Raw genomic sequence first — 25,145 nt, forward strand, 5'->3', positions numbered from 1 at the left:
CGGCAATGTTTCCAACGGCCGAACAAGGAGTGTCCCATGCAAAACGATCCCGCCCTCGATCAGTTGTGCATCAATACGATCCGCACGCTGTCGATGGACGCTGTCCAGAAGGCCAATTCAGGCCACCCCGGCACGCCAATGGCGCTCGCGCCGGTCGCCTACCATTTGTGGCAGAACCATTTGCGCTACGACCCGGACGAGCCGTTGTGGCCCAACCGCGACCGCTTCGTGCTGTCGGTCGGGCATGCGTCGATGCTGCTGTATTCGCTGCTGCATCTGGCGAACGTGAAGGCAGTGGACGAAGAGGGCAAGCCGACCGGCAAGCCCGCCGTTTCGCTGGAAGACATCGAGCATTTCCGCCAGATCGACAGCAAGACGCCGGGCCACCCTGAATACCGGATGACGACGGGCGTCGAAACCACGACAGGTCCGCTCGGCCAGGGCCTCGGCAATAGCGTCGGCATGGCGATGGCGGCCCGCTGGTACGAGAACCGCTTCAACAAGCCGGACGCGCCGCTTTTCGACTACCGCGTCTACGCGCTATGCGGCGACGGCGACATGATGGAAGGCATCTCGCACGAAGCGGCCTCGCTCGCGGGCCATCTGAAGCTGTCCAATCTGATCTGGATCTATGACAGCAATCGCGTGACGATCGAAGGACATACCGATCTCGCCTATAGCGACGATGTCGAAAGCCGCTTTCGCGGTTACAACTGGCATACGCTGCATGTGAACGATGCGAACGACGCCGCTGCGCTGGAAGCCGCATTCGTCGAAGCAAAAAGCATCACCGACCGGCCGACGCTGATCGTGGTGAACAGCATCATCGGCTGGGGCGCACCCAACAAGCAGGACACGTCAGCGGCGCACGGCGAGGCGCTCGGCGTGGAGGAAGTCGCGCTCACTAAAAAGTTTTACGGTTGGCCGGAAGACAAATTTTTCTACGTGCCCGAAGGTGTGCACGAACGTTTCGCCGCGGGCATCGGCGCGCGCGGCAAGGCGGCGCGCGCCGAATGGCAGGCGAAGTACGACGCCTACAGCAAGCAATATCCGGAACTGTCGCGCGAATTCGCGCTGATCGAGGCGCATGATTTGCCGGTTGGCTGGGACAGCGACATTCCGACTTTCGACGCGGACGCCAAAGGCATGGCGTCACGCGAGTCGTCGGGCCAGGTGCTCAACGCGATTGCCGCGCGCGTTCCGTGGATGCTCGGCGGCGCAGCCGACCTCGCGCCGTCCACGAAAACCAATCTGAAATTCGAGGGCGCGGGCAGCTTCGAGTATGACAATTATGGCGGCAGGAATCTGCATTTCGGCATTCGCGAGCATGGAATGGGCGCGGTGGTCAACGGCCTCGCGTTGTCGAATTTGAGGCCGTTCGGCTCGACATTCCTGATTTTCAGCGACTACATGAAGCCGCCGATCCGCCTGTCGGCGATCATGGAAGTGGAGTCGATCTATGTGTTCACGCACGATTCGATCGGCGTCGGCGAAGATGGTCCGACGCATCAGCCTATCGAGCAATTGGCGTCGCTGCGCGGCGTTCCCGGCCTCACGGTGCTGCGTCCGGGCGATGCAAACGAAGTAGCCGAAGCGTGGCGCGTCGCAGTCACGCAGAAGCGGCGTCCTTCGTGCATCGTCGTGTCGCGGCAGGCGCTGCCGACTCTCGACCGCAGCCGTTATGCCTCGGCTGAGGGCGTGAAGAAGGGCGCCTATGTGCTAGCCGACGCGCCCGACGGACAGAAGCCGCAAGTCATTCTGCTCGCGACGGGCAGCGAGTTGTCGATCTGCGTCGACGCGTACGAGAAACTGAAGAGCGAGGGCATTGCCGCGCGCGTGGTGTCGATGCCGTCATGGGATCTGTTCGAGCGGCAGGACGAAGCCTATCAGGACGCGGTGCTGCCGCCCGACATCGATGCGCGCGTGGCCGTCGAGCAGGCCGCCTCGCTGGGCTGGGACCGATACGTCGGCCGGCTTGGCGCGCAAGTGGTGATGCACACGTTCGGCGCATCCGCGCCGCTTTCTGATCTGAAGAAGAAATTCGGCTTCACGCCCGAGCATGTTTATGAAGCGGCGAAGCAGCAGATTGCGCGGGTACAGGGAAAGCGCAGCCAGGAGTAGTGCGTAAGCGATAACGCAGGCAATAAGCTGAGCAGTAGCGAAAAAGCCGGCGGTATGAAAACCGCCGGCTTTTTATCGAGCGTCAGCGCTGACTGTGAGACGGCGCAAACCGCCGCGTCCAACCCGCTTCAGTTAAATTCAATTCGCCGGAATCGTCACAACGGGCGCTTTGCTGCTCGTATCCGCCTCCGCGAGCGCCATCAGGTTTTGCACGACCGTGAATGCGTATTTCGAGTCGAAGTCGTTGCGATCGACCCAGTATGATGACGTCCCGTACGGAATCATCACGTACGCATTGTCGGGCGCGCTCTCGCCCGAGTGAATGATGATCGTCGGTCTCGTCTCTCCGCCGATCAGGCCCACGGTCGGCTTCGTCGAGCCGTCGGTTATGCGCTCGACGGGCACCTGCACCTGTGCACCGAGATCGGTCAGGATGCCGAGCACCGAGCGCGTCACCATCGGAATCTTGTCCGCTTTCTGCCATGCGGAAGAAGGCCCGTAGACGATTTCATAGCTGCGCGTTTTCGACGACAGATGCAGCAACTTGCGCACGCGGGCCAGATCGGCCGCCGTTTGCGGCGACTCGCCGCTCGTGGTTGCTCCCATCACCAGAAACACGCTCATCTGCTCATTCTTCGTGCCCACGTTGCGCGATTCGACGTTCAACTCGCCGGCGAGTTGCAGGCGGCGCAGCGAACGCAGCAACTCAAAAAAGCCGGGTGCGCCCGCGCTGTTTTCTCCGCCAAGCGCATTGCCGTTCTGCAAGCCTCCGACCGATTGCGCGGTGATGCGCAACAGCAGGTCGATAGGAATGCCGCCTTCGGCGAGCGGCAGCACGAGTGCGGGCGCTAGCGGCCGGATGTAAGCGGACGCGAACGCTTCGCCGGTCGTCGGCGTGAACGTGAAGGTAGGGTGATTCGAATACGACACGCTGCCGGTGGCGAGTGCGTAGTTCGGCTGGCTGCCGGAGCCCGCGTTAGCGGTTGCGCCGCCGCTCGCGTCGAACGTATAGGCGGCAATGATGCTGCTGACGGTCAGAAACGCAGGCGCGTCGCCATAACGAAGACCGACCACGGCCGCAAGAATCTCGCGTTTCTTCGCGTCGCCGAGTGCACGCGCATAGTCGACCTGATCGGCTTTCAGGCGCGAGGGTCCGATATGCACGCAGGCGGAGGAAAGACATGCCGCGCAAAGCGCGGCGGCGACCGAAGCGGTTCTGATCATGTCGGCAAAAGGGCGGAGTGCATATCCGCTGAAGAATGAGTGCGCAACGGCGGTAGCAGGTCGCATTCCCGGACGCGTAGCTTGCGTGCGTGAAGAAGGGTGTCATCAAGGCTGCACGGCGCGATTTGCGGCACTATGCGGTGGAGAACGCTTCGCGAATCGGTCAGGCGAATGACGCGAACGAGCACAGTCTTTGCAAGATTTGCAGCCGCGCTTTGCGCTTAGCCACACCCGCTGATTTAGCGCTCGGGCGCAGTTGCGGCGGACGCGTCCGTCGCTTCTTCGAGCGTGCTGCGATAAGCGCGCGATTGCATCTCCGCGAGCCGGCTCAGCGTTCTCGATAGATCATGTGCGCCTTCGAGTCCTCGCAAGGCCTCATGAATCGGTTCGTCCGATGCGATGAAAAGCGCACGCTTGCGGTCGTAAAGAATGTCGACCAGCCACACGAGCCGCTGCAACGTGTGCGCTTTCGTGAGCCATTCAGTATGTAAATTATCGACTATGAGTCCTTGCCATCGCTCGGCGAGGTCCAGATAGTCGAGATGCGAACGGCTTGCCACACATAGTGATTCGAAGTCGGCCCACAAGAGAGCCGCGCCCACCGCGTGTGCCGCGAGCGGACGTCCCGCGGCACTGATCTTCGTCGATTCGAATGCGCCGCTGCTGTCGTAACGCAGGAAGATTTCACGCAGCGCGTTGTGAGCGGCTGCATCGAGCGGGGCGAAGAAGTGCGGCGTGTCATGCTGTTCGCCGCCGAAGCGATAGTCGCGCGCGCCGTCGAAATGGATCACGCGGAAATGCCGCTTGATCTGCTCGATGGTGGGCAGGAAACGCTCGTGGAACTCGGGGTCGGATAAAAGGCCGTCCGGCGCATAGTTCGACGTCAGCATGATGCGCGTGCCGAGCTTGATCGCCGTGTCGAGAAAGCGGCCCATCAGAAACGCGTCCGCGATATCGTGCACGTGGAATTCGTCGAAGCATAGCAACTCAATGCCGTCGAGCCATTGCATCGATACGGAGCCGAGCCTGTCGTCGCCACGCGGTTCGTTCACGAGGCGTTGATTCATCTCGCGGAGAAACTCGTGAAAATGCAGGCGCCGCTTGCGGCAATCCGCGAGTTCGAACGCGGTATCCACCACGAGACTTTTGCCGCGCCCAGGCAGTCCATGGCAATACACGCCTTGATAACGCGATTCGACGCGGCTGGCTGTGGACCCAGCCAATGCAGAGAGCGCCGCGATTGCATCGCGCTGCCTCGCATCCGGCACGATGCCGCGCGCGGCGAGACTGCTGGTAATGTCCGCTTCCTCGAACATGCGCGCGCTCATTTGACCTGATGTCCGCTGAGCACGCGCTGCAGTTCACTCGGGTCCACCGGCTTCGTAAAGTGATGATCGAAGCCGGCCTCCACCGCCGTCTGCTTGTCCTGTTGCTGGCCCCAGCCCGTTACCGCAATCAGTCGGATGCCGGCGTCCGGATAGTCGTTGCGAACCCGTCGAGCGACTTCATAGCCGTTCAGGAGCGGCAGACCGATGTCGAGAATGACCGCCTGTGGGGCGAATTCGGCGATCACCGCGAGTCCCGCGACTCCGTCGCTTGCCGTGCGCACCTGGTGACCCTCCAGTTCGAGCACCATTGCGAGGCTGTCGGCGGCGTCCGCATTGTCGTCGACAATCACTATCCGCAGTCCGGCGGCCGGCGGCTTGTCGGGTTCCGTGCTGTCAGCGGGTGCATCGGCGGAACTGGACAGCGGCAGCCGGATCACGAATTCGCTGCCGGCGCCGGGCCCGTTGCTGAATGCCGCGACCGTGCCGCCGTGCAATTCCGCAAGACCGCGCACGAGGGCGAGCCCAATGCCGAGTCCGCCTTGGGAGCGATCGAGCGCGGGTGCGAGTTGCGAGAACATTTCGAAGACGCTGTTCAGATGTTCGCGAGGAATGCCGATGCCCGAATCGCGCACCGCAATCACGGCCTGGTTGCCTTCGCGATGTGCGGTGAGCGAAATGCTGCCGCCTGGCGGCGTGTATTTCGCTGCGTTGTTCAGCAGATTGAGGATCATCTGCGAAAGGCGGGTCGGGTCCGCATCGAGAAAAAGCGGCTCGGGAGATAGCGTCACGCTCAGACGATGGTCGGACGCCTGCACGATTGCACGCGCGGCTTCCACCGCGGATTGCATCGCGCGCGCGAGTTCGAGCCGCTGCTTGCGCAGTTCCAGTTTGCCTTGGGTAATACGCGAGACCTCGAGCAGATCGTCGACAAGATGGGTCATGTGCTGCAATTGACGGGAGAACACGTCGCGCGACCAGTTCAGTTGCGGATCGCTGAATTCTTTCGCACGCAGAATTTCGAGGACGTTGCGCATCGGCGCAAGCGGATTGCGTAGCTCATGCGCAAGCGTCGCGAGGAATTCGTCCTTGCGGCGATCCGCGTTGGAAAGCTCCGCGTTAAGCCGCGTGAGTTGCTGCTCGGCATGCCGCCGCTCGGTAATGTCGCGATTGATGCTCACCGCGCCGTAGATGTCGCCGCGCTCGTTCGCGAGCGGTTTGACCACGGTTTCGCAAACGCCGCGCGAACCGTCGCGCCGCACGAACGGCAACTCGCCGCGCCACGTGCCGTACGCGCCGAGACTCGCGAAAACTTCGCGTCGGATGCGCAGCGCATCTTCTGGCGGATGAAAGATAGAGACGTGCTTGCCGAGAATTTCGCGCAGCCGGTAACCGAGCATGCGTTCGCCGCCGACATTGAAGTCGGTGATGTTGCCGCGCAGATCGGTGATCACGATTGCATCGCTCAAGTGCTCGAAGATCGCGGCCTGGCGTAGCAGCACCGTCTGCGCCTGCTTGCGTTCGGTAATGTCGATGCCGAGCCCGTAGACCGTCAGCGGCTCGCCACGCTCGTCGTAAGTGGCGCGGCCGCGGCCTTCCATCCAGCACCAGTCGCCGCTTGCATGCAGGAAGCGGAACTCGGCGACGTAGTCGTCGCGAGTTCGCACCGCATGATCGACGGCTTCGTTGAGCGCGAGCAGATCGCCCGGATGAATCAGTTCGAAAAAACCGCGCGTCGTAATGGCGAGGCGTCCTTCGGCGTAACCCGCGAGCGCTTCCAGTTCGCGGCTCCACCAGAACTTGCCGGTCTTCGGTTCGTGCGACCACGCGCCCATGCGCGCGCCGCGCATGGCCAGACTCAATACGTCGCGGCTTTCCTGCAATTCCCGTTGTGCCCGCTGATGCGCGGCCACCGAAGCCTCCGCATTTCGCCGCGCGAGCACGAGTTCCTGCTCGTACTTATGACGATCGGCGACGATGAGCACTGCGACTTCGATGTAGCTCTGGTCGCCGTGCACGCGGCGCACTGCATTGAGCAATGTCGGCACCGTGTGGCCGTCGCGATGCAGCATGCTCAGCTTGACCTCGGCGACAAAGCCCTGCATTTGCAGCAGCGGCGCCCAATGCGTCTGATAAAAGACCTTGCCGCCCGTTGTGAGCAGGTCCTGAAGGCTGATGCCGCTCGTAAGCCCTGCGGCGCCATAGCCGATCCATTCGCAAAACGTTGCGTTGGCGCGCACGATGCGCCCGTCGGTATCGGTCACGACGAGGCCGCAGGCGGCGTGCTCGAACAACGCATCGGCGAGCGGCAAGTGGCGGTCGGTACTTTGCATTGCGTTAAGTTGGGGTCGTCCGCAGGAAAGCGCTGATGGCCTCCGCAGTGGCGATAGGCGCGCTTACGTGCGGACAGTGTCCATTATTCTCGACGACGCGAAGCGTGCTGTTACGCATCGTGCGATGCATGTACTCGCCGACCGCGCGCGGCGCGACGACGTCTTCGCTTGCTTGCAAAATGAGCGTAGGCGTGACGTTCAAAGGCAGCACACCGCGATGATCGGAGAGAAACGTGACACGTGCAAACTGGGCGGCGATCCGCGGATCGGTCCGGCAAAAGCTGTTAATTAATTCAGCGCCGAGTTCCGGCTGATCTGGCACGCCCATGATAGCGGGTGCCATTGCGCTGGACCAGCCGAGGTAGTTGTGCTCGAGCGTGAGCAGCAGGTCGTCGATGTCCTCGCGCGTGAAGCCGCCGATGTAATCGCCGTCGTTCACATAGCAGGGCGAGGGAGTCACCATCGCCTGAGCGGAAAAAAGCTGCGGTGCTTCGAGCGCGGCGAGCAGGCCGATCATGCAACTCACCGAATGGCCGACGAACACGACCGGCCCGTCGGACACTTCGCGGACGATCTCGATCAGGTCGCGCGCATAGCCGTGCAGCGAATCGTATTTGTCGACGTCGTACGCGGCGAGGTCCGACGAGCCGCTGCCCACGTGATCGAACAGCACGATGCGGTAGTCGTCATGGAATGACGGTGCGAGGCGGCGCCACATGCTCTGGTCGCAGCCGAAGCCGTGCGCGAACACCATGGTGCTCGCGCCGCGCCCGGAAATATTCACGTTGTTGCGCTGGATGATGCTCATTGTCGAGTCCTGGAGCGTGCCGGGATAGAAGCGGCGGATGCGCTCGGTCCGGCCTCCGACAGAATGTTACCGCAGTCTCGCGGCGCCGCCGCCACTGCACGTCTGCACCGATTCGCCGCGCTGCGGCTTGAAGGTTTCATCCGGTCTTTATCGGCTGCTTTGGCGCGTTCTGCGGCTCGATGCCGAAGCGCTCGTATTGTGCAATCACCTGTGCGCCGAAAAGCAGCAACGTGGCGAGCCATTCCAGACTGAAGAGAATGACGATTGCCATGGTGAGCGAACCATACACCACGCTGACCTGTGAAAGCGTCGCGAAGTACCAGACCAGCACATGCCGTGTGATCTCCCACAACAGCGCAGCGACGATGCCGCCGAACAGCGCATGCTTGAGCGATGGCCGTCCAACCGGCATGACCATATAGATCGACGTCAGCAGAAAGACTTCGCCGGCCAGACCCAGCAGATACAGCAGAACGCGCGAAGCGCCCTGCAGCGACACATGCAGCCCGAACAGGTCGATGCCTTCGGCGCCCACGGCCTCCAACCCGCTCGACACGAGCGTGACGATCAACGCGCCGACGCCGAGGAACAGGATGTAACAGTAGGGCAGCAGCGCCGAGAGTAGGAAATGCCGCCGCCGTATGACCACACGGTGTACGAAGATCAGCGACATCGCGTTTTCGAGTACCGTGAATGCGAGCGAACTGAAGAACAGCATCGTCACGAACAGCACCCAACCGATCACCGCACGGTGAGCGAGAAAGTTGGCAAGCTCACGTACGAGTGCTGCGGACTGGCCCGGTACGAGCCATTGCAGCAAGTGTCCGAGCGCCGGAAGCAGAATGTGTTGCGGCACGATGCGGGACAGCGCGATGACAATGAGTATCATCAGCGGCACGATGGAAAGCAACGCGTAGTACGCGACCGCGCCGGCGAGCAGCAAACCCTGATTGGCCCGGAACGCCTTCATCGTTTCGAGGAGGAATCTGCCCGGATGCTTCGCGACATTGAGTGTGCGTTGATCGATGATGGAGTACATGGGGCCTCGCCATGCGCGTGGCGGGCCGCCGACGGACGGCGCATGCCGGTGCGCTTCTGCATAGGTTAAGCAAGAAAGCCGCCACGCACCGCCACCGCGCAGAAAAGTGTGCAGGAATACGCCTTGCTCTCGAGGTGCAACATGGCATCCGAATCGACATCGAACACATCCAATGCATCGAACATCGCAGCGGAAAGTGCAGACTCCGGGGATCTCGTCGTCGCGCGGCCCGAGGGACTGTATTGTCCGCCCGGCGACTTCCATATCGATCCCTGGCGGCCCGTCGAGCGCGCGGTGATCACGCATGCGCACTCCGATCACGCCCGCTTCGGGCATCGGCGTTATCTTGCGTCGCATGCGGGCGCGAACGTGCTGCTTTCGCGCCTGCCTGACATTTCGCTGCAAACGCTTGCGTACGGCGAACGGCTCGATATCAACGGAGTGACCGTGTCCCTGCATCCCGCCGGACATGTGCTGGGGTCCGCGCAATTGCGTATCGAGCACCGCGGGCGCGTGTGGGTCGCATCCGGCGATTACAAACTCGACCCCGATCCGACCTGCGACGCATTCGAGCCCGTGCGCTGCGACACATTCATCACCGAGTCGACTTTCGGTCTGCCGATCTACCGCTGGGACGCACCGCAAACCATATTTGACGGCGTCGATTCATGGTGGCGTCATAACGCGGCGCAAGGGCGCGCGTCCGTGCTGTTCTGTTATTCGTTCGGCAAGGCGCAACGCGTTCTGGCAAGCGTCGACGCGGGCATCGGCCCGATCTTCTGTCATGGCGCGGTCGAACCGCTCAATCGCGCTTATCGCGAGGCGGGCGTGCGGTTGCCGCCGGTACGTCTCGTCAGCGAAATTGCACCAAAGGACAAGGCAGCATTCAGTCAGGCGCTGATCGTTGCGCCGCCGTCCGCGCAAGGCAGCGCATGGCTCAAGCGTTTCGGCGACTATAGCGACGCGTTCGCGTCGGGCTGGATGCGCTTGCGCGGCGCGCGTCGCAGGCGCGGCGTCGATCGCGGGTTCGTGCTGTCGGATCATGCGGACTGGCCGGCGCTGCAAACGGCGATTGGCGCGACCGGCGCGGGCCGCGTGATCGTCACACACGGCTCGGTCGAACCGATGGTGCGCTGGCTGCGCGAGCAGGGACTGGATGCAGGCGCCTTCGTGACCCAATACGGCGACGATACGGTCGAAGCGGATGCATTGGGCGGCGACGAGGCCGTGCCGGGCAATGCGCCGCTCCCGCCGCGTGATTCCGCGCCCGTGCATGAGTTCGACGATGCCGCGAGCCGTTCATGAAGCGCTTCGCTGCTCTTTACACCGCGCTCGACGCGACGACTTCCACGCACGACAAGCTCGAAGCGCTGACGAGTTACTTTGCCGTAGCGGAACCCGAAGACGCCGCGTGGGCGTCGTACTTCCTGGCCGGCGGCAAGCCGCGTCAGTCGGTGCCCACGCGTCTTTTGACCGAATTCGCCCGCGAACGCGCGGGATTGCCCGCTTGGCTTTTCGAAGAGTCGTATCACGCAGTCGGCGATCTCGCGGAGACCATCGCGCACATTCTGCCGCCCGCGCAGCGCAGCTCCGAGCTGGGCCTCACGCAATGGATCGAGCAGCGTGTGCTGACGTTGCGCGGTCTTGCGCCTGAGGAGTTGCGCACGCGTTTGTTCAGCTATTGGGACGAGCTGGACTGGGGCGAGCGCTTTCTTCTCACGAAGCTGATTGGTGGGGGCTTTCGCGTCGGCGTGGCGCGGCAGTTGGTGGTGCGTGCGCTCGCACAGGTCGCCGGAGTCGATCATAAGCGGATTGCGCAACGCATGGTCGGATGGACCGATTCCCGGCAGAAGCCGGACGCCGCGCGTTATCTGCGTCTCATCGCACCCGACGCGCCCGACGCCGGCAACGCTGGCGAGCAGCAATCGGCGGATCGGCACGACAGCGACTTGGGCCTGCCTTATCCGTTCTTTCTCGCGCATCCGTTGCAGACCGATCCCGAGACGCTTGGCGATCCGTCGCGCTGGCTGATCGAATGGAAGTGGGACGGCATACGCGCGCAACTCGTCAAACGCGGCGGCCGTGTGTGGTTGTGGTCCCGCGGCGAGGATCTGATCACCGACCGGTTTCCGGAAGTGGCCGCGCTGGGCGAGGCCTTGCCCGACGGTTTTGTGATAGACGGCGAAATCCTTGCCTGGGAGCCGGGCGCCGCCGCGCCATTGCCGTTCGCGCGCCTTCAACCGCGCATCGCACGAAAGACCCTGACGAAGAAGATCCTCGCCGATTCACCCGCCGCGCTGCTTGCTTACGATCTGCTGGAAGCGCACGGCGAAGACTTGCGAATGACGCCGCTGGCCGAACGGCGCGCGCGTCTTGATGCGTTGGCTGCATCGCTCGACGGCACGCTTTCGGGCGACTTGCTTCGTGTATCGCCGCAGGTGTCCGGAGCCGACTGGCGCGCGTTGGCAGCGCTACGCGAAGAGAGCCGCGCGCGGGGTGTCGAGGGCTTCATGGTGAAGGAGCGCGAGTCGATGTACGGTGTTGGCCGCACGAAAGCTTCGGGCACATGGTGGAAGTGGAAGATCGATCCGTATGCAATCGACGCCGTACTGGTTTACGCGCAGCGCGGACACGGCAGACGTGCGAGCCTATACACTGATTTCACGTTCGCGGTGTGGGACGAAGCCAATGGCGTGCGCACTTTGGTGCCGTTCGCCAAGGCGTATTCGGGTCTTACCGATGAGGAAATGCGCCAGGTTGACGCCATCGTACGCAAGACTACGATCGAGAAGTTCGGGCCGGTGCGCAGCGTGACGCCGACGCTCGTATTCGAAATCGGCTTCGAGGGCATTCAGGCGAGCACGCGTCACAAGTCCGGCGTGGCCGTGCGATTCCCTCGCATGCTGCGCTGGCGCACCGACAAGCATATCGACGACGCGGATACGCTCGCGATGCTCAAGGGTTTCATCGACGATCGCGCGGCCTGACTGCCGCGGTGGCGCATAAGCAACAGACACGCAACGAATCCGTAAGACGCATCGACAACGATGCATTCAAGACACATCGACGGCAAACATCGCCGCTGCGAGATCGCGGCTCATTCAGAAAGCATGTCATCAGTGATGCAGTGCAGCGCGGGAGCGAATCTTGCAACCGGGCGGCGGGTGCCGTGATGCGGCGCGCGCATGCACCAGGGAGAACGTAGTGATGCTCGACAACCAGTTCGACAACCAGCTCGACAACCACTTCGACGACAGCGAAGACGTGGTCGTGTGGCGGCCAATCCAGTACGCAATGGCGTCGCACAGGCGCGTACTCGTCGTGGACGACTATCGAGAGGCGGCGGACGCGCTGCAAATGTTGTTGAACGCGGACGGGTTCGAATGCCGTGCGCTCGAAGATCCGCACGCGGTCTGCGAAATGGCGTCGCAATGGCAACCGTTCGCCGTGGTGCTCGACATCAAGATGCCCGGCCTGGACGGCCTGGAACTGGCGCGGCGCCTGCGCGCGCATCCGTCCACCGCGCATATGCTGCTGATCGCCTGTACGGCGTTTGCATCACGCGACGACCGCGCTCGCGCGCGCGCCGTGGGCTTCGACGCGCACTGCGCGAAGCCGTTGACGCCGGAGCGTCTGCTGCGCGTGCTGGAGTCGGCTGCGGCGCTGCATGCGGTGGGGGCGCCGTAAAGCGTGCGCGCCGTTTGAAAAAACTGCGGTGTGCAAGACGCGGTTCCGACATGCGTTCCGCCGTGTTCTACGTGTTGCCGATCCCTTCCGTCCGCTCGAATTGCCGTCCGGCGCATCGCATTTCCTTACGCGTTTGCTTCGTCGATGCGCGACTCATGTCCCATTGTGCAGCGGCAATGCACCAGAAAACCGCGTCATGCGCGGGCCCGAGGGTTGCTGAATCTGTCGCACCGCCGTGCTTTTTGCACGCCGCGCAGGTTAAACAGCTTTCTGGAGGTTTTATATGAGCGACACAGAACGTCCCACGCCGCCGTTCAAAGGACAGCAGCAGGATCAGACGCCGGGCCGCACTGCGGAGATGAATCCGCAACCCGATCACGGCGAGAAATCGTATAAGGGCTCGGGACGCCTCGCTGGCAAGGCAGCCATCATCACTGGCGGCGACAGTGGCATTGGCCGCGCAGTCGCCATCGCATTCGCGCGTGAAGGCGCAGACGTTTTGATCTCCTATCTGAACGAAGACGACGACGCACGCGAGACCGCGCGCTGGGTCGAAGAGGCCGGCCGGAAAGCGGTGCTGGTGCCAGGCGACATCGCGAATCCGGCGCATTGCAACGCGATTGTCGACAAGGCGATCGAGGCGTTCGGCCGGCTCGACGTGCTCGTGAACAACGCGGCATACCAGATGACCTATCCGTCGCTGGACGAAATCACCGACGAGGAATGGGACAAGACGTTCGATACCAACATCGGCGCGATGTTCCGGATCACACGCGCTGCAGTCAGGCACATGAAGCCGGGCGGCGCCATTGTCAACACCACGTCGATTAATGCGGACCATCCGAATCCCGGGTTGATCGCGTACGCGACGACCAAGGGCGCGATCCAGAACTTCACGGGCGGCCTTGCGCAACTGCTGGCTGAAAAGGGCATTCGCGCGAATTGCGTCGCGCCGGGTCCGATCTGGACGCCGCTGATTCCGTCGACGATGCCGCCCGAAAAAGTCGAAAAATTCGGAGAGCAGGTACCGATGAAGCGTCCGGGCCAACCGGCCGAAGTCGCGCCGGCCTACGTGATGCTGGCGTCCGACGAAGCGAGTTACATCTCTGGCGCGACGATCGCCGTTACGGGCGGTTCGCCGATTATCTAGGTCTGTTCTGCGGGCGCCGACTGGCCGCTGCTTGCGCGACTAAGCGCAAGCAGCGGTTCTCAAAGTCGCGCCTCAAATCCTTATCGACGCAACGCTGCATGAGCGGCGCGCAGCATTGCAACGCTGTGCTGCCGGGCACGCCGCTTGCGCCCGTCATGGGTTCGTCTTGCGCTCGCCGTACGTACTCATCGTCAGGAGAAACCCCCATGAATTCACCCACAGCGGAAACGCTGCTGGACGTTGCACCGAGCGACGTCCAGCGCGTGCCGGTGAGCTTCGACATCAACGGAAAAAAGCACGAGTTGGAAGTGGAAGCCTGGACCTCACTGCTCGACTTGTTGCGCGAGCACTGCCATTTGAGCGGCACGAAGAAAGGCTGCGATCACGGGCAATGCGGCGCGTGCACCGCGATTGTGAACGGTCAGCGTATCAACACATGTCTCGCGCTCGCGGTGGTTCACGACGGCGCGTCGATTACGACAATCGAAGGACTCGCGAACGGCGAAACGCTGCATCCGGTTCAACAGGCGTTCATCGACCATGATGCATTTCAGTGCGGCTACTGCACGCCAGGACAGATCTGCTCGGCCGTGGCGATGCTGCAGGAAGGCCATGCAAAAACCGCGGACGACGTGCGTGAACTGATGAGTGGCAACCTGTGCCGCTGCGGCGCTTACACCAATATCGTCGCCGCGATTCTCGACGCAGCGGAGCTTGCGGATAAGGACCGCCAGGGAGTGAAGCCATGAACCGCTTCTCGTACACGCGCGCGAATGAAGTGTCGCAAGCGATCGAACAGCATCGTGCAAAAGGAGCGGCAGCGTTTATCGCGGGCGGTACCAATCTGGTTGATTTGTGGCGCGTGAACGTCGCGCATCCGCAGGTCGTGATCGACATCAACCGCTTGCCGCTTAAGCAGATCGAGCCGACTGCAGCGGGCGGACTGAAAATCGGCGCTCTCGTGACCAATAGCGCGGCCGCTTACGACCCGCAGATTGCCGCGCGCTATCCGTTGCTCTCCAAAGCGATTCTCGCGGGCGCTTCGCCGCAGATTCGCAATGTGGCGAGCGTGGGCGGCAACCTGCTGCAACGCACGCGTTGTGTCTATTTCTACGATGCGGGCACGCGCTGCAACAAGCGCGACCCCGGCACGGGTTGCCCAGCATTGGAAGGCGTGAACCGGATGCATGCGATTCTCGGCGCAAGCGAACACTGCATTGCGGTGCACCCGTCCGACATGTGCGTGGCATTGGCCGCGCTCGACGCAACGGTGCATCTGTCCGGGCCCGACGGTTCGCGCGTGTTGCCGTTCGCCGACTTTCACCGCTTGCCGGGCGACACGCCGCACATCGACACCAATATCCGCGACGACGAACTGATCACTGCGGTCGAGTTACCGAAGCAGGGCTTCGCGCAGCATCATGCGTACATCAAGGTGCGTGACAGGGCGTCCTATGCGTTTGCGCTTGTCTCCGTGGCATTGGGACTGGAACTCGACGGTGACGTGATCGTGAATGCGCGTTGCGCGCTCGGCGGCGTTGCGCACAAGCCGTGGCGCAATACGGACGCTGAAGCGTCGCTGCAGGGCAAGACGTTGAGCGCGGAGACTGTACGCAACTTCGCTACCGATCTGCTGCGCGACGCGCAGGGCCGCCGCGGCAATGCGTTCAAGGTCGAATTGACGGCGCGTGCGATCGAGCGCGCATTTCTGGGCGCGAGTCAACGTTCGTTCGAGGAGTCTGGGCTATGAACCGTGTTGAATCTTTGCCTGCTCTGCGCGCGAGCGGCGTGCCGCACAAGCGCGTCGACGGCAGACTGAAGGTGACCGGCGCCGCGCAGTACGCGGCCGACTTCACCGCCAATGGACTCACGTATGGCTTCGTCGTGTCGAGCACGATCGCGGCGGGGCGTATCGTGTCGATTGATTCGTCGGCCGCGCTTGCGTTGCCGGGCGTGCTGCATGTGCTGACGTATCAGAATCGCCCTGAGTTGCCTCGCGAGGACAAGCCCTACAAAGACATGGTGGCGCCCGGCGGCAGCCCGCTCAGGCCGCTGTGGGACGACCGTGTGTGGTACAGCGGTCAGCCCGTTGCGCTCGTGCTTGCGGAGTCGCTCGAACTCGCGCGTCATGCGGCGTCGCTCGTGAATGTGCGCTATGAGTCGGCGCCGCATCGAACGGATATGGGCGAGGCGCTCATGGACGCCGAGCCGCCTTCGACGGAGAAGGGCGGCTTCGACCCGCCGCCCCCGCCGCGCGGCGACGCCGACGCTGCGTTGGCCAGCGCCGTGGCGCGTGTCGATGCGTTCTACAGCACGCCGGCGGAATATCACAACCCGATGGAAATGCATGGCTGCACAGTCGTACCCGACGAGCACGGCCACTTGACCGTGTATGAAAAGACACAGGGCGTCGTCAACACGAAGTCGTATCTGACGGCAGTGTTCGGCTTGAGCGACGATCAGGTGCAGGTGGTGTCGCCTTTTGTCGGCGGCGCATTCGGCTCGGGCTTGCGGCCGCAATATCACCTCGCGCTTGCGGTCATGGCGGCGCTCGAATTGAAGCACCCCGTGCGAGTGACGTTGACGCGCCAGCAGATGTTCACGTTCGCGCATCGGCCGCAGTCGATTCAGCGCGTCGCCTTGGGCGCGGGCGCCGACGGCAGGCTGCAGGCGGTGATTCACGAAGCCGTCTCCGAGACATCCCAATACGAAGATTACTGCGACGTGGTGGTGAACTGGGCCGGCCAGCTATATCAATGCGAGAACGTGACGCTCGGCTACAAGGTCGTGAGGCTCGACGTGCCGACGCCCGCCGACATGCGCGCGCCGGGCGCCGCGCAAGGTCTTTTCCCACTCGAAGTGGCAATGGACGAACTGGCCGAATCGTTGCAGATGGACCCGCTCGAAGTGCGCCTCGTCAACTACGCCGAACGCGATGCGAACAAGAATCTGCCGTTCTCCAGCAAGGCGCTGCGCGAATGCTATCGCGAAGGCGCCGCCCGCTTCGGCTGGGACAAGCGGCCGCTTGCGCCGCGCGCGCGACGCGAGGGCACTGAGCTTGTCGGCTGGGGCATGGCGACGGGCGCATGGGACGCGATGCAAAACGAAGCGTCCGCGCGCGCGGTGCTCACGCGCGACGGCCAGGTGACTGTGTCGAGTTCGACTGCGGATATCGGCACCGGCACCTACACCGCAATGACGCAGATCGCGGCGGACGCGCTCGGTGTGCCGCTTCACGACGTGGTGTTCGAGCTCGGCGATACGCGCTTGCCAAAAGCGCCGCTCGAAGGCGGGTCGTGGACGGTGTCGTCGGTGGGAAGCGCGGTCGATGTCGCGTGCAAGCGGCTACACAACCGTCTCGTTGAACTTGCGCGGCAACATGGCGGCGCGCGTTTCGCGAGTGTCGCGCGCGAGGACATCAGGCGTGCGGGCAAGCAGATGGTGTGCGGATCAGGTACCGAAGACGCAATCGCAATCGACACCTTACTGGAGCGCGCCGGCCTGGAATCGCTCGAAGAGCAAGCCAGCGTGAAGCCGCACGAGAAGCAGCAGGCGTATTCGATGGGCACACACTCCGCGGTGTTTGTCGAAGCGCGCGTGGACGAGGCGCTGGGCACCGTGCGCGTGACCCGCGTGGTGAGTGCGGTGGCCGCGGGTCACATCGTCAATCCGAAGACTGCGGCGAACCAGGTGGCGGGCGGCGTGGTGTGGGGCATCAGCATGGCGCTGCACGAGGAAGGGCAGTTCGACCACGATATCGGCCGGCAGATGAACCACAACCTTGCCGACTATCACGTGCCGGTCAACGCGGACATTCATGACATCGACGTGCTGTTCGTCGAGGAGCACGACGATATCGTCAATCCGCTTGGCGTGAAGGGCGTAGGTGAAATCGGCGTGGTGGGTGTGGCGGCTGCGGTTTGCAATGCGATCTGGCATGCGACCGGCAAACGCGTGCGGGAATTGCCGATTACGTTGGACAAACTGTTCGCGTGAGTGCCGGTTGCCGCGCAAGTCCAAGCGGTCAATGCAGGTCAACGCGCAGGAAGTGTAGAAACGCCGGGAGAGGCAGAGCGGGGCTCGTTAGCGCGCTCTGCTTCGTCCTTTGCGCTGCGGATCAATCTTCGCGCTGTGCGTATTCGCGCAGCGCGAGGCACGCCGAAACGTGCCCAAACATCAAGACACAGTGTTAGTCGGCGTATTTGAATTCCGGCAGCGCTTCGAGCGACTTTTTGGTCGCCTCCGGCAGTACCACGCGACGATTGGTGATCAGCAGATCGTTGAACGGAACCGCCACGAGATGCTTGCCCAACCCTAGAAAACCGCCCACCGACAGAATGGCGTAGGTGCCGCGGTCGCCGCCTGGCGAGACGATCAGATCGTCGACAGTTCCAATGGTGTCCTTGTTCTTGTTGAAGACGTCGGCCCCGGCCAGCTTCGACGCGCGATAGCCGCTCGCAAGCTGAACCACGTCGGTGCGCCTTTCGGTAATGGATTGCGGAGCGCCCTGCGCATAAGCGTTGCCTTGCGACGCGAGTGTGCCGAGCAGCAGTGCTGCTGCAAGCAGCGGTCTGGCTTGCGTGCTTCCCATGATCGTTTCTCCTTGTTATGTATGGCGCCGTTCGTGGCGCGTCCAGTAGCTTTCAAACCCGTTACCGCAAATTGCGTGCCGCGTCTGGCGCTCCGCCCAGTCTCAGGCCCAAGGATTGCTACAGGAGCGAGCCTGCTATTCATATTGCCTACACAGGAACCGCGCGCAAGCGCTTTTGCTTCTCACAGGAATCCCTATGTCATCCCCGGCCAATTACTCCACGCGCATCGCGGAGGGCACCCCTTTTCCGCTCGGCGCGACATGGAATGGAAACGGTGTGAACTTTGCGCTGTTCTCAGCGCACGCGACCAAGGTCGAACTGTGTCTGTTCGATGAAACCGGTCAGCATGAAATCGAACGCATTGAACTGCCCGAATATACCGACGAGGTCTGGCACGTGTTCGTGCCGAACCTGAAACCCGGCGCCGTGTACGGTTATCGCGTGCATGGTCCGTATGAGCCCGAGAAGGGCCATCGTTTCAATCCGAACAAGCTGCTGCTCGACCCTTATGCGAAGGCGCACATCGGCGAGCTGAAATGGGCGCCTGAAATTTTTGGCTATACGCTTGGTTCGGAAGAGGGCGACCTGTCGTTCGACGAGCGCGACAGCGCGCCGTTCGTGCCGAAGTGCAAGGTGGTGGACGCAACCTTTTCGTGGTCGCACCCGGAGCGCAATCCGTTGCCGTGGGACCGCGTGATCTTCTACGAAACGCATGTTCGCGGCTTCACGAAGCGTCATCCGGAAGTGCCCGAGGAGTTGCGCGGCACCTTCGCGGGGCTCGGACAGAAACCGGTGATCGACTACATCAAGAGCCTCGGCGTGACGTCGGTCGAACTGATGCCAGTCCAGACATTCGTGAACGACAGCTATCTGCTGGAGAAGGGACTCACCAACTACTGGGGCTACAACACCATCGGCTTTTTTGCGGCCGACCCGCGTTTCTTCGCTTCGTCGACGGATTCCGTCAGCGAGTTCAAGGGAATGGTGGACAGCTTCCACAACGCAAACCTCGAAGTCATTCTCGACGTGGTGTACAACCACACCGCCGAAGGCAACGAACGCGGGCCGACGCTCTCGTTCAAGGGCATCGACAACGCGTCGTACTACCGACTGATGCCGGACGAGCCGCGTTATTACATCAACGATACGGGCACCGGCAACACGCTCAATCTGTCGCATCCTCGCGTATTGCAAATGGTGACCGACAGCCTGCGTTACTGGGTGACGGAAATGAAGGTCGACGGTTTCCGCTTCGACCTCGCGACGATTCTCGGCCGCGAGCCGCACGGCTTCGACGAGGGCGGCGGGTTTCTCGACAGTTGCCGGCAAGACCCGGTTCTCTCCAGCGTGCGGCTCGTCGCGGAACCGTGGGATTGCGGCCCCGGCGGCTACCAGGTGGGTGGCTTTCCGCCCGGCTGGGCCGAATGGAATGACCGCTTCCGCGATACCGTGCGCGCGTACTGGAAGGGAGACGAGGGCATGGTTGCCGATCTCGCTGCGCGTCTGACCGGCTCGGGGGACAAGTTCAACCATCGCGGCCGGCGCCCTTGGGCCAGCGTGAATTTCATTGCCGCTCACGACGGCTTTACGCTGAACGACCTGGTCTCGTACAACGACAAGCACAACGAGGCGAACGGCGAAGACAACAAGGACGGACACTCGGACAACAAGTCGTGGAACATGGGCGTGGAAGGTCCGACCGACGACATCGATATTCGTCAGCAGCGTGAGCGTCAAAAGCGCAATCTGCTGTCCACGTTGCTGCTTTCGCAAGGCACGCCGATGATTCTCGCGGGTGACGAGTTCGGTCGCACGCAGAAGGGCAACAACAACGCGTATTGCCAGGACAACGAGATCAGCTGGGTGGATTGGGAAGGTATCGACGAAGACGGCCGCGCGCTGACCGAGTTCGTGAGAAACCTCACGACGCTGCGTCACCGTTTGCCGGTGCTGCGTCGTAGCCGCTTTCTCACCGGCGAGTACAACGAGGCGCTCGACGTAACCGACGCGCGCTGGCTCTCGCCCGACGGCACCGATCTCACGCCTGAACAATGGGCCGATCCGCTGATGCGCTGCTTCGGTCTCGTGATCGACGGCCGCGCGCAGGCAAGCGGCATTCGCCGTCCCGCGTCGGACGCCACGCTGTTGCTGGTGCTGAACGCGCATCACGATGTCGTCAACTTCACCTTGCCTGAGGTGCCCGAAGGCGAACGCTGGACCTGCCTGCTCGACACGAACATGCCGGTGCGCGCGGAACTGCCTCAGTTCAGCGCTGGCGACGACTATCAGGTGACAGCGCGCTCACTCCTGCTGTTCGCGCTCGAGGCACCGAGTCGCGCGACGCAACGCGTGTTCGACCGGCTGGAAGAGCAGCTCACTTCCGATGAAAGCGAAGTCCCGCCTGCACCCTGATCGGGGATAGCACTTCGGGAATAGCACTTGCTGTTTGCTTCAAGGCCGCGCGTATTCACTCAGTGATTGCGCGCGGCCTTTCGCCATGCCGGCATCCGCTTGACCTTTACTGTAGGTGACCAAATGGAACAGGAGCAGACCTCTCAGGAGGAACAGATTCGCATGCGTGCTTATTACCTGTGGGAGCAGGCGTCGGAGCCGAAGTGCACACCCGACGAATACTGGGAGCAGGCCCGCAGCGAGATTGAGAAGGAAGCGCCGCCAGTGGAAAGCGGGCCGATTGCGGAAGATCCGAAAAAATAAGCACATGCAAGGGAGCACTACAACAGATAACCACAAGCGGCACGCATCGCCATGAAGGACTTTCCTGAACCGTCACGCGGCAGGCATCCCACGCGCATCGACGCGCCGCCTGCCGCGTTCGGTCTGGATGCGCTGATCGCGTTGGCTGTCGGCGCAGGTCTCGTAGCGTGCCTGTACTTCGCGCGAGCGGTCCTGATTCCGATGACGCTCGCAATTCTGTTGAGCTTTCTCGTCGCGCCGCTTGTGAAGTCGCTGGGCCGTTTGAAGCTCGGCCATGTCGCGTCGGTGTTTGCTGCTGTGGTGATCTCGGTGTCGGTGATCGGTGTGCTCGGCGCGGTGATCGCCATGCAACTGACCGACCTGGCGGCCGGCATGCCGCGCTATCAGGCAACCATCGAGCATAAGATGGAAGCCGCGCATACGCTGACCGTAGGCAAGCTCGATCGCTTCGCCAAAGCCGCGGGTCAGGCGCTGCAGCGTGCCACCGTTGAACCGACGCCGCCCGCGCCGCGGCGCGATGCGTCTTCTTCCGATGGCCGGGCGCCTGCCGCCGTTCCTGTCGAAGTGCGCGAGCCGGTACCGACGCCGCTGGAACTCGCGCGCCGCGTGTTGTCGCCGGCAATCAGTCCACTGGAGACGGCGTTCATCGTCTTCGTCGTAATGGTGGTGATCCTCTTGCAACGCGACGATCTTCGCGATCGCGCGATCAGGCTGTTCGGCTCGCGCGATCTGCATCGCACCACTACTGTGATGGACGAAGCAGCGCGGCGCCTGAGCCGCTACTTCGTTTCGCAGCTTGGATTGAATGCGGGGCTCGGCGTCGTGATCGGCGCGGGGCTTTTCCTGATTGGCGTACCGAGTCCGATCTTGTGGGGCATCCTCGCGGCGTTGCTTCGGCTCGTGCCGTATGTCGGTATCTGGATCGCGGGCGGCCTTGCTACCGCACTCGCCGCAGCGGTGAGCCCCGGGTGGGACATGGCGATCTGGTCCATAGCGCTTTTCGTGACGGTCGAACTGCTGGTGGGTCAGGTCGTGGAGCCGCTGCTATATGGACGCAGCACCGGACTCTCGCCGTTTTCGGTCGTCGTGGCGGCGATCTTCTGGAGCTGGATCTGGGGGCCAATCGGTCTGATCCTGTCGACGCCTTTGACGCTCTGCCTGCTCGTGCTCGGCCGGCATATCAGGCGTCTGGAATTTCTCGACGTGATGCTGGGCGACCAGCCCGCGCTCACGCCCGTCGAAAATTTTTATCAACGTGTGCTCGCAGGCGACCCCGACGAAGCGCTCGCGCAAGCGGAACTTCTGCTGCGCGAGCGTTCGCTGTCGGCATACTACGACGAGGTGACGATCCCAGGCCTGCAACTCGCCGCCAACGACGTCGTGCGCGGCAGCGTCACCTCGGTGCAGCTCGCGCGCATCGAGTCCACCACGAACGATCTGATCGATGGACTCGACGGTTATCCGGACGAGCAGCCGCCGCGGCTTTTGGGGGAGGACGCCGGCACCGATATCGGACCGGTGGCGCCGTCGCATATCGCGCCGGCTGCATCGGCGGGCATGCATGCGTTGTTTGCAAACCATATGTCGCGTGGTGCCGCGCAAGGGCCGCGCGACGATAGCGCTCAACAAGCCGCTGAAGATGCGCTGGAGGAAGCTGAAGATCCGCCGCGCGCAGCGAATCAACGTGTCTTGTGCATTCCCGGGCGGGGCCCGCTCGATCCTCTGGCGTCGACCATTCTGTTGCAACTGCTCGGCAAGCATGGTTTCACTGCACGCGCGCTACCGCATGAGGCCGCTTCACGTGCCTCGATCGAGCAGATGGATGCCGACGACGTGGGCGTCGTCTGCATCGTCTATTTGCGGATCGACGGTGTGCCCTCGCATTTGCGCTACATGGTGCGGCGCATTCGCGCACGCTTGCCGAACGCGTCGATTATCGTCGGACTGTGGGCGCGCGAGGATCTCGAGAAGTGGAGCGTCGATCTGCAAAACGCAATGGGCGCCGAATGCTATGTCACTTCATTGCAGGAGATGCTGGCGGCTTGCCGCATGTGCGCCAGCACGACAAGCGGTGAACCGCTCGCAGTCGCCGACGTCTAGAAAAGCACTGGAAAAGCAGGCAAAAAAACGCCCGGCGCTTGCGCGTCGGGCGTTTGTCGTTGGAGCAGTGCTTACTTGCCGGTGGCTCCGCCTTCTGAGGTCTTGCCTTCGTCGTCAGTCACGATTTTCGTCGTGCCGCCGGTAGAGGGCGGGTCGCTCGCCGGAAACGTGTCCTCGACTTCCTTGTCGATCTGCTTCTCGGTCTTGTCGGCATTCGGATGCTGTTCCTTGGGTTCTGCCATGACGCTCCTCCTTGAGCTGATGGATGTGATGGGTGGACGGCCATGCTGTTCGCACGGCCTGCTTGGGGTGCTTTTTACATCGGCATGTAGAGTTGAATGAAAGGTGAGCGCTCCATGAGCTAAACATCGGCTTGCGTCAGACTGTCCTGCACGACTCGCGCCCGACAATCCGCAATGCGTCGGCGCGCGTGAGCGGACCTCGGCGCATGGCGTCGATCAGGTGCGCGGTCTGCGCGTCGCGTTCACACGCGAGCACGGCGAGAACCTTGTCGTCCTTCACATAAAGCGCAGCGAACTCGTAACTATCCAGGTCGCCGTCGATCACCAGCTCGTCCCAGTCGCTTGCATGGCCGAGATATTCAAACGTCTTGCCGAAGTGGTAGGTCCAGAAAAACGGCACGCCGTCATAACGGTTGCGTGCACCGCACATGTTTTGCGCGGCGATGCGCGCGTGCTGTTGCGCTACTCGCCAGTGCTCGATCCGCAGCGGCTCTTCGTTCTCGCGCAGCGGGAACATCGCAATGTCGCCGGCGGCGTAAAGACCGGGCGCGGCCTGCATACCTGCATTCACGATCACGCCGCCGTCCTTTTGCAATGGCAATCCTTCGACAAAGCCGGTGGCCGGCGTCACGCTTGTGCCCAACAGCACGACATCGGCGGCGATATGCTCGCCGCTTTCCAGCATCACTTCATGCACGCTGCCTTCTTCCCCTTCGAGCGAGGCGACCTTCGCTTCCGGATAAAACTTCACGCCATGGCTTTCGTGCAGCGCGCGGAACATCGCGCCCATGCGTTCACCGAACTGCTTCGCAAAGGGCACCTTGTCCGGCGAAATAATGGCGACTTCGACGCCACGTTTGCGCAGCGATGCGGCGGTTTCGAGTCCGATGAAACCGCTGCCGATAATCGCTACCCGAGTGGAGGTGGTCGCGGCGGTAGACGGGGCGTCGGTCGCGAGTTCGTCGGTCGGCCCGTCCCCAAGCGCGTCGACGATCGCCGTGGCGTCGGCGAGACTGCGCAGCACATACACGCCGCCAAGCTCGCAGCCAGGAATAGACGGGACTTTCGGCACACCGCCGGTCGCGAGCAATGCGGTGTCGTAGGTCAATGCGCCACCGGGTTCCAGATGAACGGTACGGTTGGGAACATCGAGGCGCACCACCTTTGCGACGATCCGTTCCACGCCGTGCTGCTCGAACCACTCGTGAGCGAGAAGCGGCGGCACATCGGCGGGGGACATCTCCGCGGAAGGGACAAACTTGCTGAGCGACGTGCGATCGTAAGGCGCGTGCGGTTCGTCGCCGATCAGCGTGATGCGCCCGCTAAAGCCATACTCGCGCAGCGCCGCGCAAGCCGCGGCGCCGGCCGCGCCCGCGCCGATTACCGCGAAATGCGGCTGCTGTGTGCGGGCAAGCTCTGTTTCGTTCGGTAGCTTCCCCGGTGTCACCATCACGTCATCGCCGTCGACGATCACCGCATAGCGTTCGAGCGGCACGAGCGGCGGCGGCTCCAGCACCTGGCCGGTGGATGCGTCGAACGTGCCCTTATGCCACGGACAAATGATCCGGCCGCGGCACAACGCGCCTTTCTCGAGCGGCCCGCCTGCGTGCGGACAGTCGGCGGAATAGGCGCGCACGGTGTCGCCGTCGCGGACCAGCAGGATTTTTTCGTCACCCACTACGACGCGTTGTGCCCGGTCCTCGCGTAGCTGCGAAAGCTGGGCGACGTGTACTGCGGTCGTGGGCATGCGGGTTCCTTGAGGCGTTGTCTGATGCGGCCCGCAGCGGTAGGATCGCGCGCCGAGGCCAC

19 protein-coding genes are annotated in these 25,145 nt (G+C 62.7%); 11 read left to right on the top strand and 8 right to left on the bottom strand.

The features are described 5' to 3' along the window. The first annotated feature begins 36 nt into the window (after positions 1 to 36). Positions 37 to 2,121, top strand: coding sequence for a transketolase (gene tkt / locus ACTJLB_RS30565; protein ID WP_440785471.1), 2,085 nt, complete (start codon positions 37 to 39; stop codon positions 2,119 to 2,121). 138 nt (positions 2,122 to 2,259) lie between these two features. Here tkt and ACTJLB_RS30570 read toward each other — a convergent pair whose 3' ends face one another. The 5 genes from ACTJLB_RS30570 to ACTJLB_RS30590 all read right to left on the bottom strand — a co-directional run bounded on the left by ACTJLB_RS30570 (position 2,260) and on the right by ACTJLB_RS30590 (position 8,850). Continuing rightward, positions 2,260 to 3,345, bottom strand: coding sequence for a hypothetical protein (locus ACTJLB_RS30570; protein ID WP_088173996.1), 1,086 nt, complete (start codon positions 3,343 to 3,345; stop codon positions 2,260 to 2,262). Positions 3,346 to 3,584: 239 nt separating this feature from the next. Beyond that, positions 3,585 to 4,661, bottom strand: coding sequence for a cell division protein ZapE (gene zapE / locus ACTJLB_RS30575; RefSeq protein WP_440785503.1), 1,077 nt, complete (start codon positions 4,659 to 4,661; stop codon positions 3,585 to 3,587). 8 nt (positions 4,662 to 4,669) lie between these two features. Next, positions 4,670 to 7,003 carry a PAS domain S-box protein gene (locus ACTJLB_RS30580; protein WP_440785472.1) on the bottom strand — a complete coding sequence of 778 codons (2,334 nt, stop codon included), beginning with the start codon at positions 7,001 to 7,003 and terminating at the stop codon, positions 4,670 to 4,672. Between the two features lie 4 nt (positions 7,004 to 7,007). Continuing rightward, positions 7,008 to 7,811, bottom strand: coding sequence for an alpha/beta fold hydrolase (locus ACTJLB_RS30585; RefSeq protein WP_088173696.1), 804 nt, complete (start codon positions 7,809 to 7,811; stop codon positions 7,008 to 7,010). Between the two features lie 136 nt (positions 7,812 to 7,947). Further along, entirely contained in the window at positions 7,948 to 8,850 is a 903-nt protein-coding gene (locus ACTJLB_RS30590) for a YihY/virulence factor BrkB family protein (RefSeq protein WP_020067854.1), read from the bottom strand. Between the two features lie 141 nt (positions 8,851 to 8,991). Between ACTJLB_RS30590 and ACTJLB_RS30595 the strand changes: the two genes are divergently transcribed. The 7 genes from ACTJLB_RS30595 (at position 8,992) to ACTJLB_RS30625 (ending at position 17,683) form a co-directional block, all read left to right on the top strand. Beyond that, the gene (locus tag ACTJLB_RS30595; RefSeq protein ID WP_440785473.1) at positions 8,992 to 10,155 is read left to right on the top strand and encodes a ligase-associated DNA damage response exonuclease; all 1,164 of its coding nucleotides are present in this window, start codon (positions 8,992 to 8,994) and stop codon (positions 10,153 to 10,155) included. After that, positions 10,152 to 11,837, top strand: coding sequence for an ATP-dependent DNA ligase (locus tag ACTJLB_RS30600; RefSeq protein ID WP_020067852.1), 1,686 nt, complete (start codon positions 10,152 to 10,154; stop codon positions 11,835 to 11,837). Before ACTJLB_RS30595 ends, ACTJLB_RS30600 begins: the two co-directional genes overlap by 4 nt. Before the next feature lie 220 nt (positions 11,838 to 12,057). Then, a complete protein-coding gene (locus ACTJLB_RS30605) occupies positions 12,058 to 12,537 on the top strand; it encodes a response regulator (protein ID WP_204521492.1) in 480 nt (159 codons plus the stop codon). A gap of 283 nt (positions 12,538 to 12,820) precedes the next feature. Further along, complete coding sequence (locus tag ACTJLB_RS30610; protein ID WP_087754821.1) at positions 12,821 to 13,687, top strand: SDR family oxidoreductase; 867 nt, start codon at positions 12,821 to 12,823, stop codon at positions 13,685 to 13,687. A gap of 206 nt (positions 13,688 to 13,893) precedes the next feature. Beyond that, the gene (locus tag ACTJLB_RS30615; protein WP_440785474.1) at positions 13,894 to 14,436 is read left to right on the top strand and encodes a (2Fe-2S)-binding protein; all 543 of its coding nucleotides are present in this window, start codon (positions 13,894 to 13,896) and stop codon (positions 14,434 to 14,436) included. Continuing rightward, positions 14,433 to 15,437 (top strand): FAD binding domain-containing protein, encoded by a 1,005-nt coding sequence (locus ACTJLB_RS30620; RefSeq protein ID WP_408486845.1) that lies wholly within the window; start codon positions 14,433 to 14,435, stop codon positions 15,435 to 15,437. The genes ACTJLB_RS30615 and ACTJLB_RS30620 overlap by 4 nt, the downstream gene beginning before the upstream one ends. Further along, a complete protein-coding gene (locus ACTJLB_RS30625) occupies positions 15,434 to 17,683 on the top strand; it encodes a xanthine dehydrogenase family protein molybdopterin-binding subunit (protein ID WP_440785475.1) in 2,250 nt (749 codons plus the stop codon). The genes ACTJLB_RS30620 and ACTJLB_RS30625 overlap by 4 nt, the downstream gene beginning before the upstream one ends. A gap of 193 nt (positions 17,684 to 17,876) precedes the next feature. On the opposite strand, the gene ACTJLB_RS30630 is transcribed toward ACTJLB_RS30625, so the two are convergent. Beyond that, a complete protein-coding gene (locus tag ACTJLB_RS30630; RefSeq protein WP_440785476.1) occupies positions 17,877 to 18,278 on the bottom strand; it encodes a PRC-barrel domain-containing protein in 402 nt (133 codons plus the stop codon). Positions 18,279 to 18,474: 196 nt separating this feature from the next. Between ACTJLB_RS30630 and glgX the strand changes: the two genes are divergently transcribed. From glgX to ACTJLB_RS30645, 3 genes are all read left to right on the top strand, one after another. Further along, positions 18,475 to 20,691 (top strand): glycogen debranching protein GlgX, encoded by a 2,217-nt coding sequence (gene glgX, locus ACTJLB_RS30635; RefSeq protein ID WP_020067844.1) that lies wholly within the window; start codon positions 18,475 to 18,477, stop codon positions 20,689 to 20,691. Between the two features lie 123 nt (positions 20,692 to 20,814). Beyond that, positions 20,815 to 20,994: a DUF2934 domain-containing protein gene (locus ACTJLB_RS30640; protein ID WP_440785477.1), complete on the top strand. Its 180-nt coding sequence runs from the start codon at positions 20,815 to 20,817 to the stop codon at positions 20,992 to 20,994. Positions 20,995 to 21,045: 51 nt separating this feature from the next. Next, positions 21,046 to 23,094: an AI-2E family transporter gene (locus ACTJLB_RS30645; protein WP_440785478.1), complete on the top strand. Its 2,049-nt coding sequence runs from the start codon at positions 21,046 to 21,048 to the stop codon at positions 23,092 to 23,094. A gap of 71 nt (positions 23,095 to 23,165) precedes the next feature. On the opposite strand, the gene ACTJLB_RS30650 is transcribed toward ACTJLB_RS30645, so the two are convergent. Together ACTJLB_RS30650 and ACTJLB_RS30655 are read right to left on the bottom strand one after the other, a co-directional pair. Then, positions 23,166 to 23,336, bottom strand: coding sequence for a hypothetical protein (locus ACTJLB_RS30650; RefSeq protein WP_020067841.1), 171 nt, complete (start codon positions 23,334 to 23,336; stop codon positions 23,166 to 23,168). 136 nt (positions 23,337 to 23,472) lie between these two features. Further along, positions 23,473 to 25,083, bottom strand: coding sequence for an FAD-dependent oxidoreductase (locus tag ACTJLB_RS30655; RefSeq protein WP_440785479.1), 1,611 nt, complete (start codon positions 25,081 to 25,083; stop codon positions 23,473 to 23,475). Positions 25,084 to 25,145: the final 62 nt, after the last annotated feature.

This window comes from Paraburkholderia sp. 22098, assembly GCF_052045935.1.
In the GTDB taxonomy this organism is placed as follows: Bacteria; Pseudomonadota; Gammaproteobacteria; order Burkholderiales; family Burkholderiaceae; genus Paraburkholderia; species Paraburkholderia caledonica.

Excerpts from the sequence above, each read along its gene's own strand:
- tkt (WP_440785471.1), top strand. The coding sequence starts at position 37 with ATGCAAAACGATCCCGCCCTCGATCAGTTGTGCATCAATACGATCCGC.
- ACTJLB_RS30570 (WP_088173996.1), bottom strand. The coding sequence starts at position 3,345 with ATGATCAGAACCGCTTCGGTCGCCGCCGCGCTTTGCGCGGCATGTCTT.
- zapE (WP_440785503.1), bottom strand. The coding sequence starts at position 4,661 with ATGTTCGAGGAAGCGGACATTACCAGCAGTCTCGCCGCGCGCGGCATC.
- ACTJLB_RS30580 (WP_440785472.1), bottom strand. The coding sequence starts at position 7,003 with ATGCAAAGTACCGACCGCCACTTGCCGCTCGCCGATGCGTTGTTCGAG.
- ACTJLB_RS30585 (WP_088173696.1), bottom strand. The coding sequence starts at position 7,811 with ATGAGCATCATCCAGCGCAACAACGTGAATATTTCCGGGCGCGGCGCG.
- ACTJLB_RS30590 (WP_020067854.1), bottom strand. The coding sequence starts at position 8,850 with ATGTACTCCATCATCGATCAACGCACACTCAATGTCGCGAAGCATCCG.
- ACTJLB_RS30595 (WP_440785473.1), top strand. The coding sequence starts at position 8,992 with ATGGCATCCGAATCGACATCGAACACATCCAATGCATCGAACATCGCA.
- ACTJLB_RS30600 (WP_020067852.1), top strand. The coding sequence starts at position 10,152 with ATGAAGCGCTTCGCTGCTCTTTACACCGCGCTCGACGCGACGACTTCC.
- ACTJLB_RS30605 (WP_204521492.1), top strand. The coding sequence starts at position 12,058 with ATGCTCGACAACCAGTTCGACAACCAGCTCGACAACCACTTCGACGAC.
- ACTJLB_RS30610 (WP_087754821.1), top strand. The coding sequence starts at position 12,821 with ATGAGCGACACAGAACGTCCCACGCCGCCGTTCAAAGGACAGCAGCAG.
- ACTJLB_RS30615 (WP_440785474.1), top strand. The coding sequence starts at position 13,894 with ATGAATTCACCCACAGCGGAAACGCTGCTGGACGTTGCACCGAGCGAC.
- ACTJLB_RS30620 (WP_408486845.1), top strand. The coding sequence starts at position 14,433 with ATGAACCGCTTCTCGTACACGCGCGCGAATGAAGTGTCGCAAGCGATC.
- ACTJLB_RS30625 (WP_440785475.1), top strand. The coding sequence starts at position 15,434 with ATGAACCGTGTTGAATCTTTGCCTGCTCTGCGCGCGAGCGGCGTGCCG.
- ACTJLB_RS30630 (WP_440785476.1), bottom strand. The coding sequence starts at position 18,278 with ATGGGAAGCACGCAAGCCAGACCGCTGCTTGCAGCAGCACTGCTGCTC.
- glgX (WP_020067844.1), top strand. The coding sequence starts at position 18,475 with ATGTCATCCCCGGCCAATTACTCCACGCGCATCGCGGAGGGCACCCCT.
- ACTJLB_RS30640 (WP_440785477.1), top strand. The coding sequence starts at position 20,815 with ATGGAACAGGAGCAGACCTCTCAGGAGGAACAGATTCGCATGCGTGCT.
- ACTJLB_RS30645 (WP_440785478.1), top strand. The coding sequence starts at position 21,046 with ATGAAGGACTTTCCTGAACCGTCACGCGGCAGGCATCCCACGCGCATC.
- ACTJLB_RS30650 (WP_020067841.1), bottom strand. The coding sequence starts at position 23,336 with ATGGCAGAACCCAAGGAACAGCATCCGAATGCCGACAAGACCGAGAAG.
- ACTJLB_RS30655 (WP_440785479.1), bottom strand. The coding sequence starts at position 25,083 with ATGCCCACGACCGCAGTACACGTCGCCCAGCTTTCGCAGCTACGCGAG.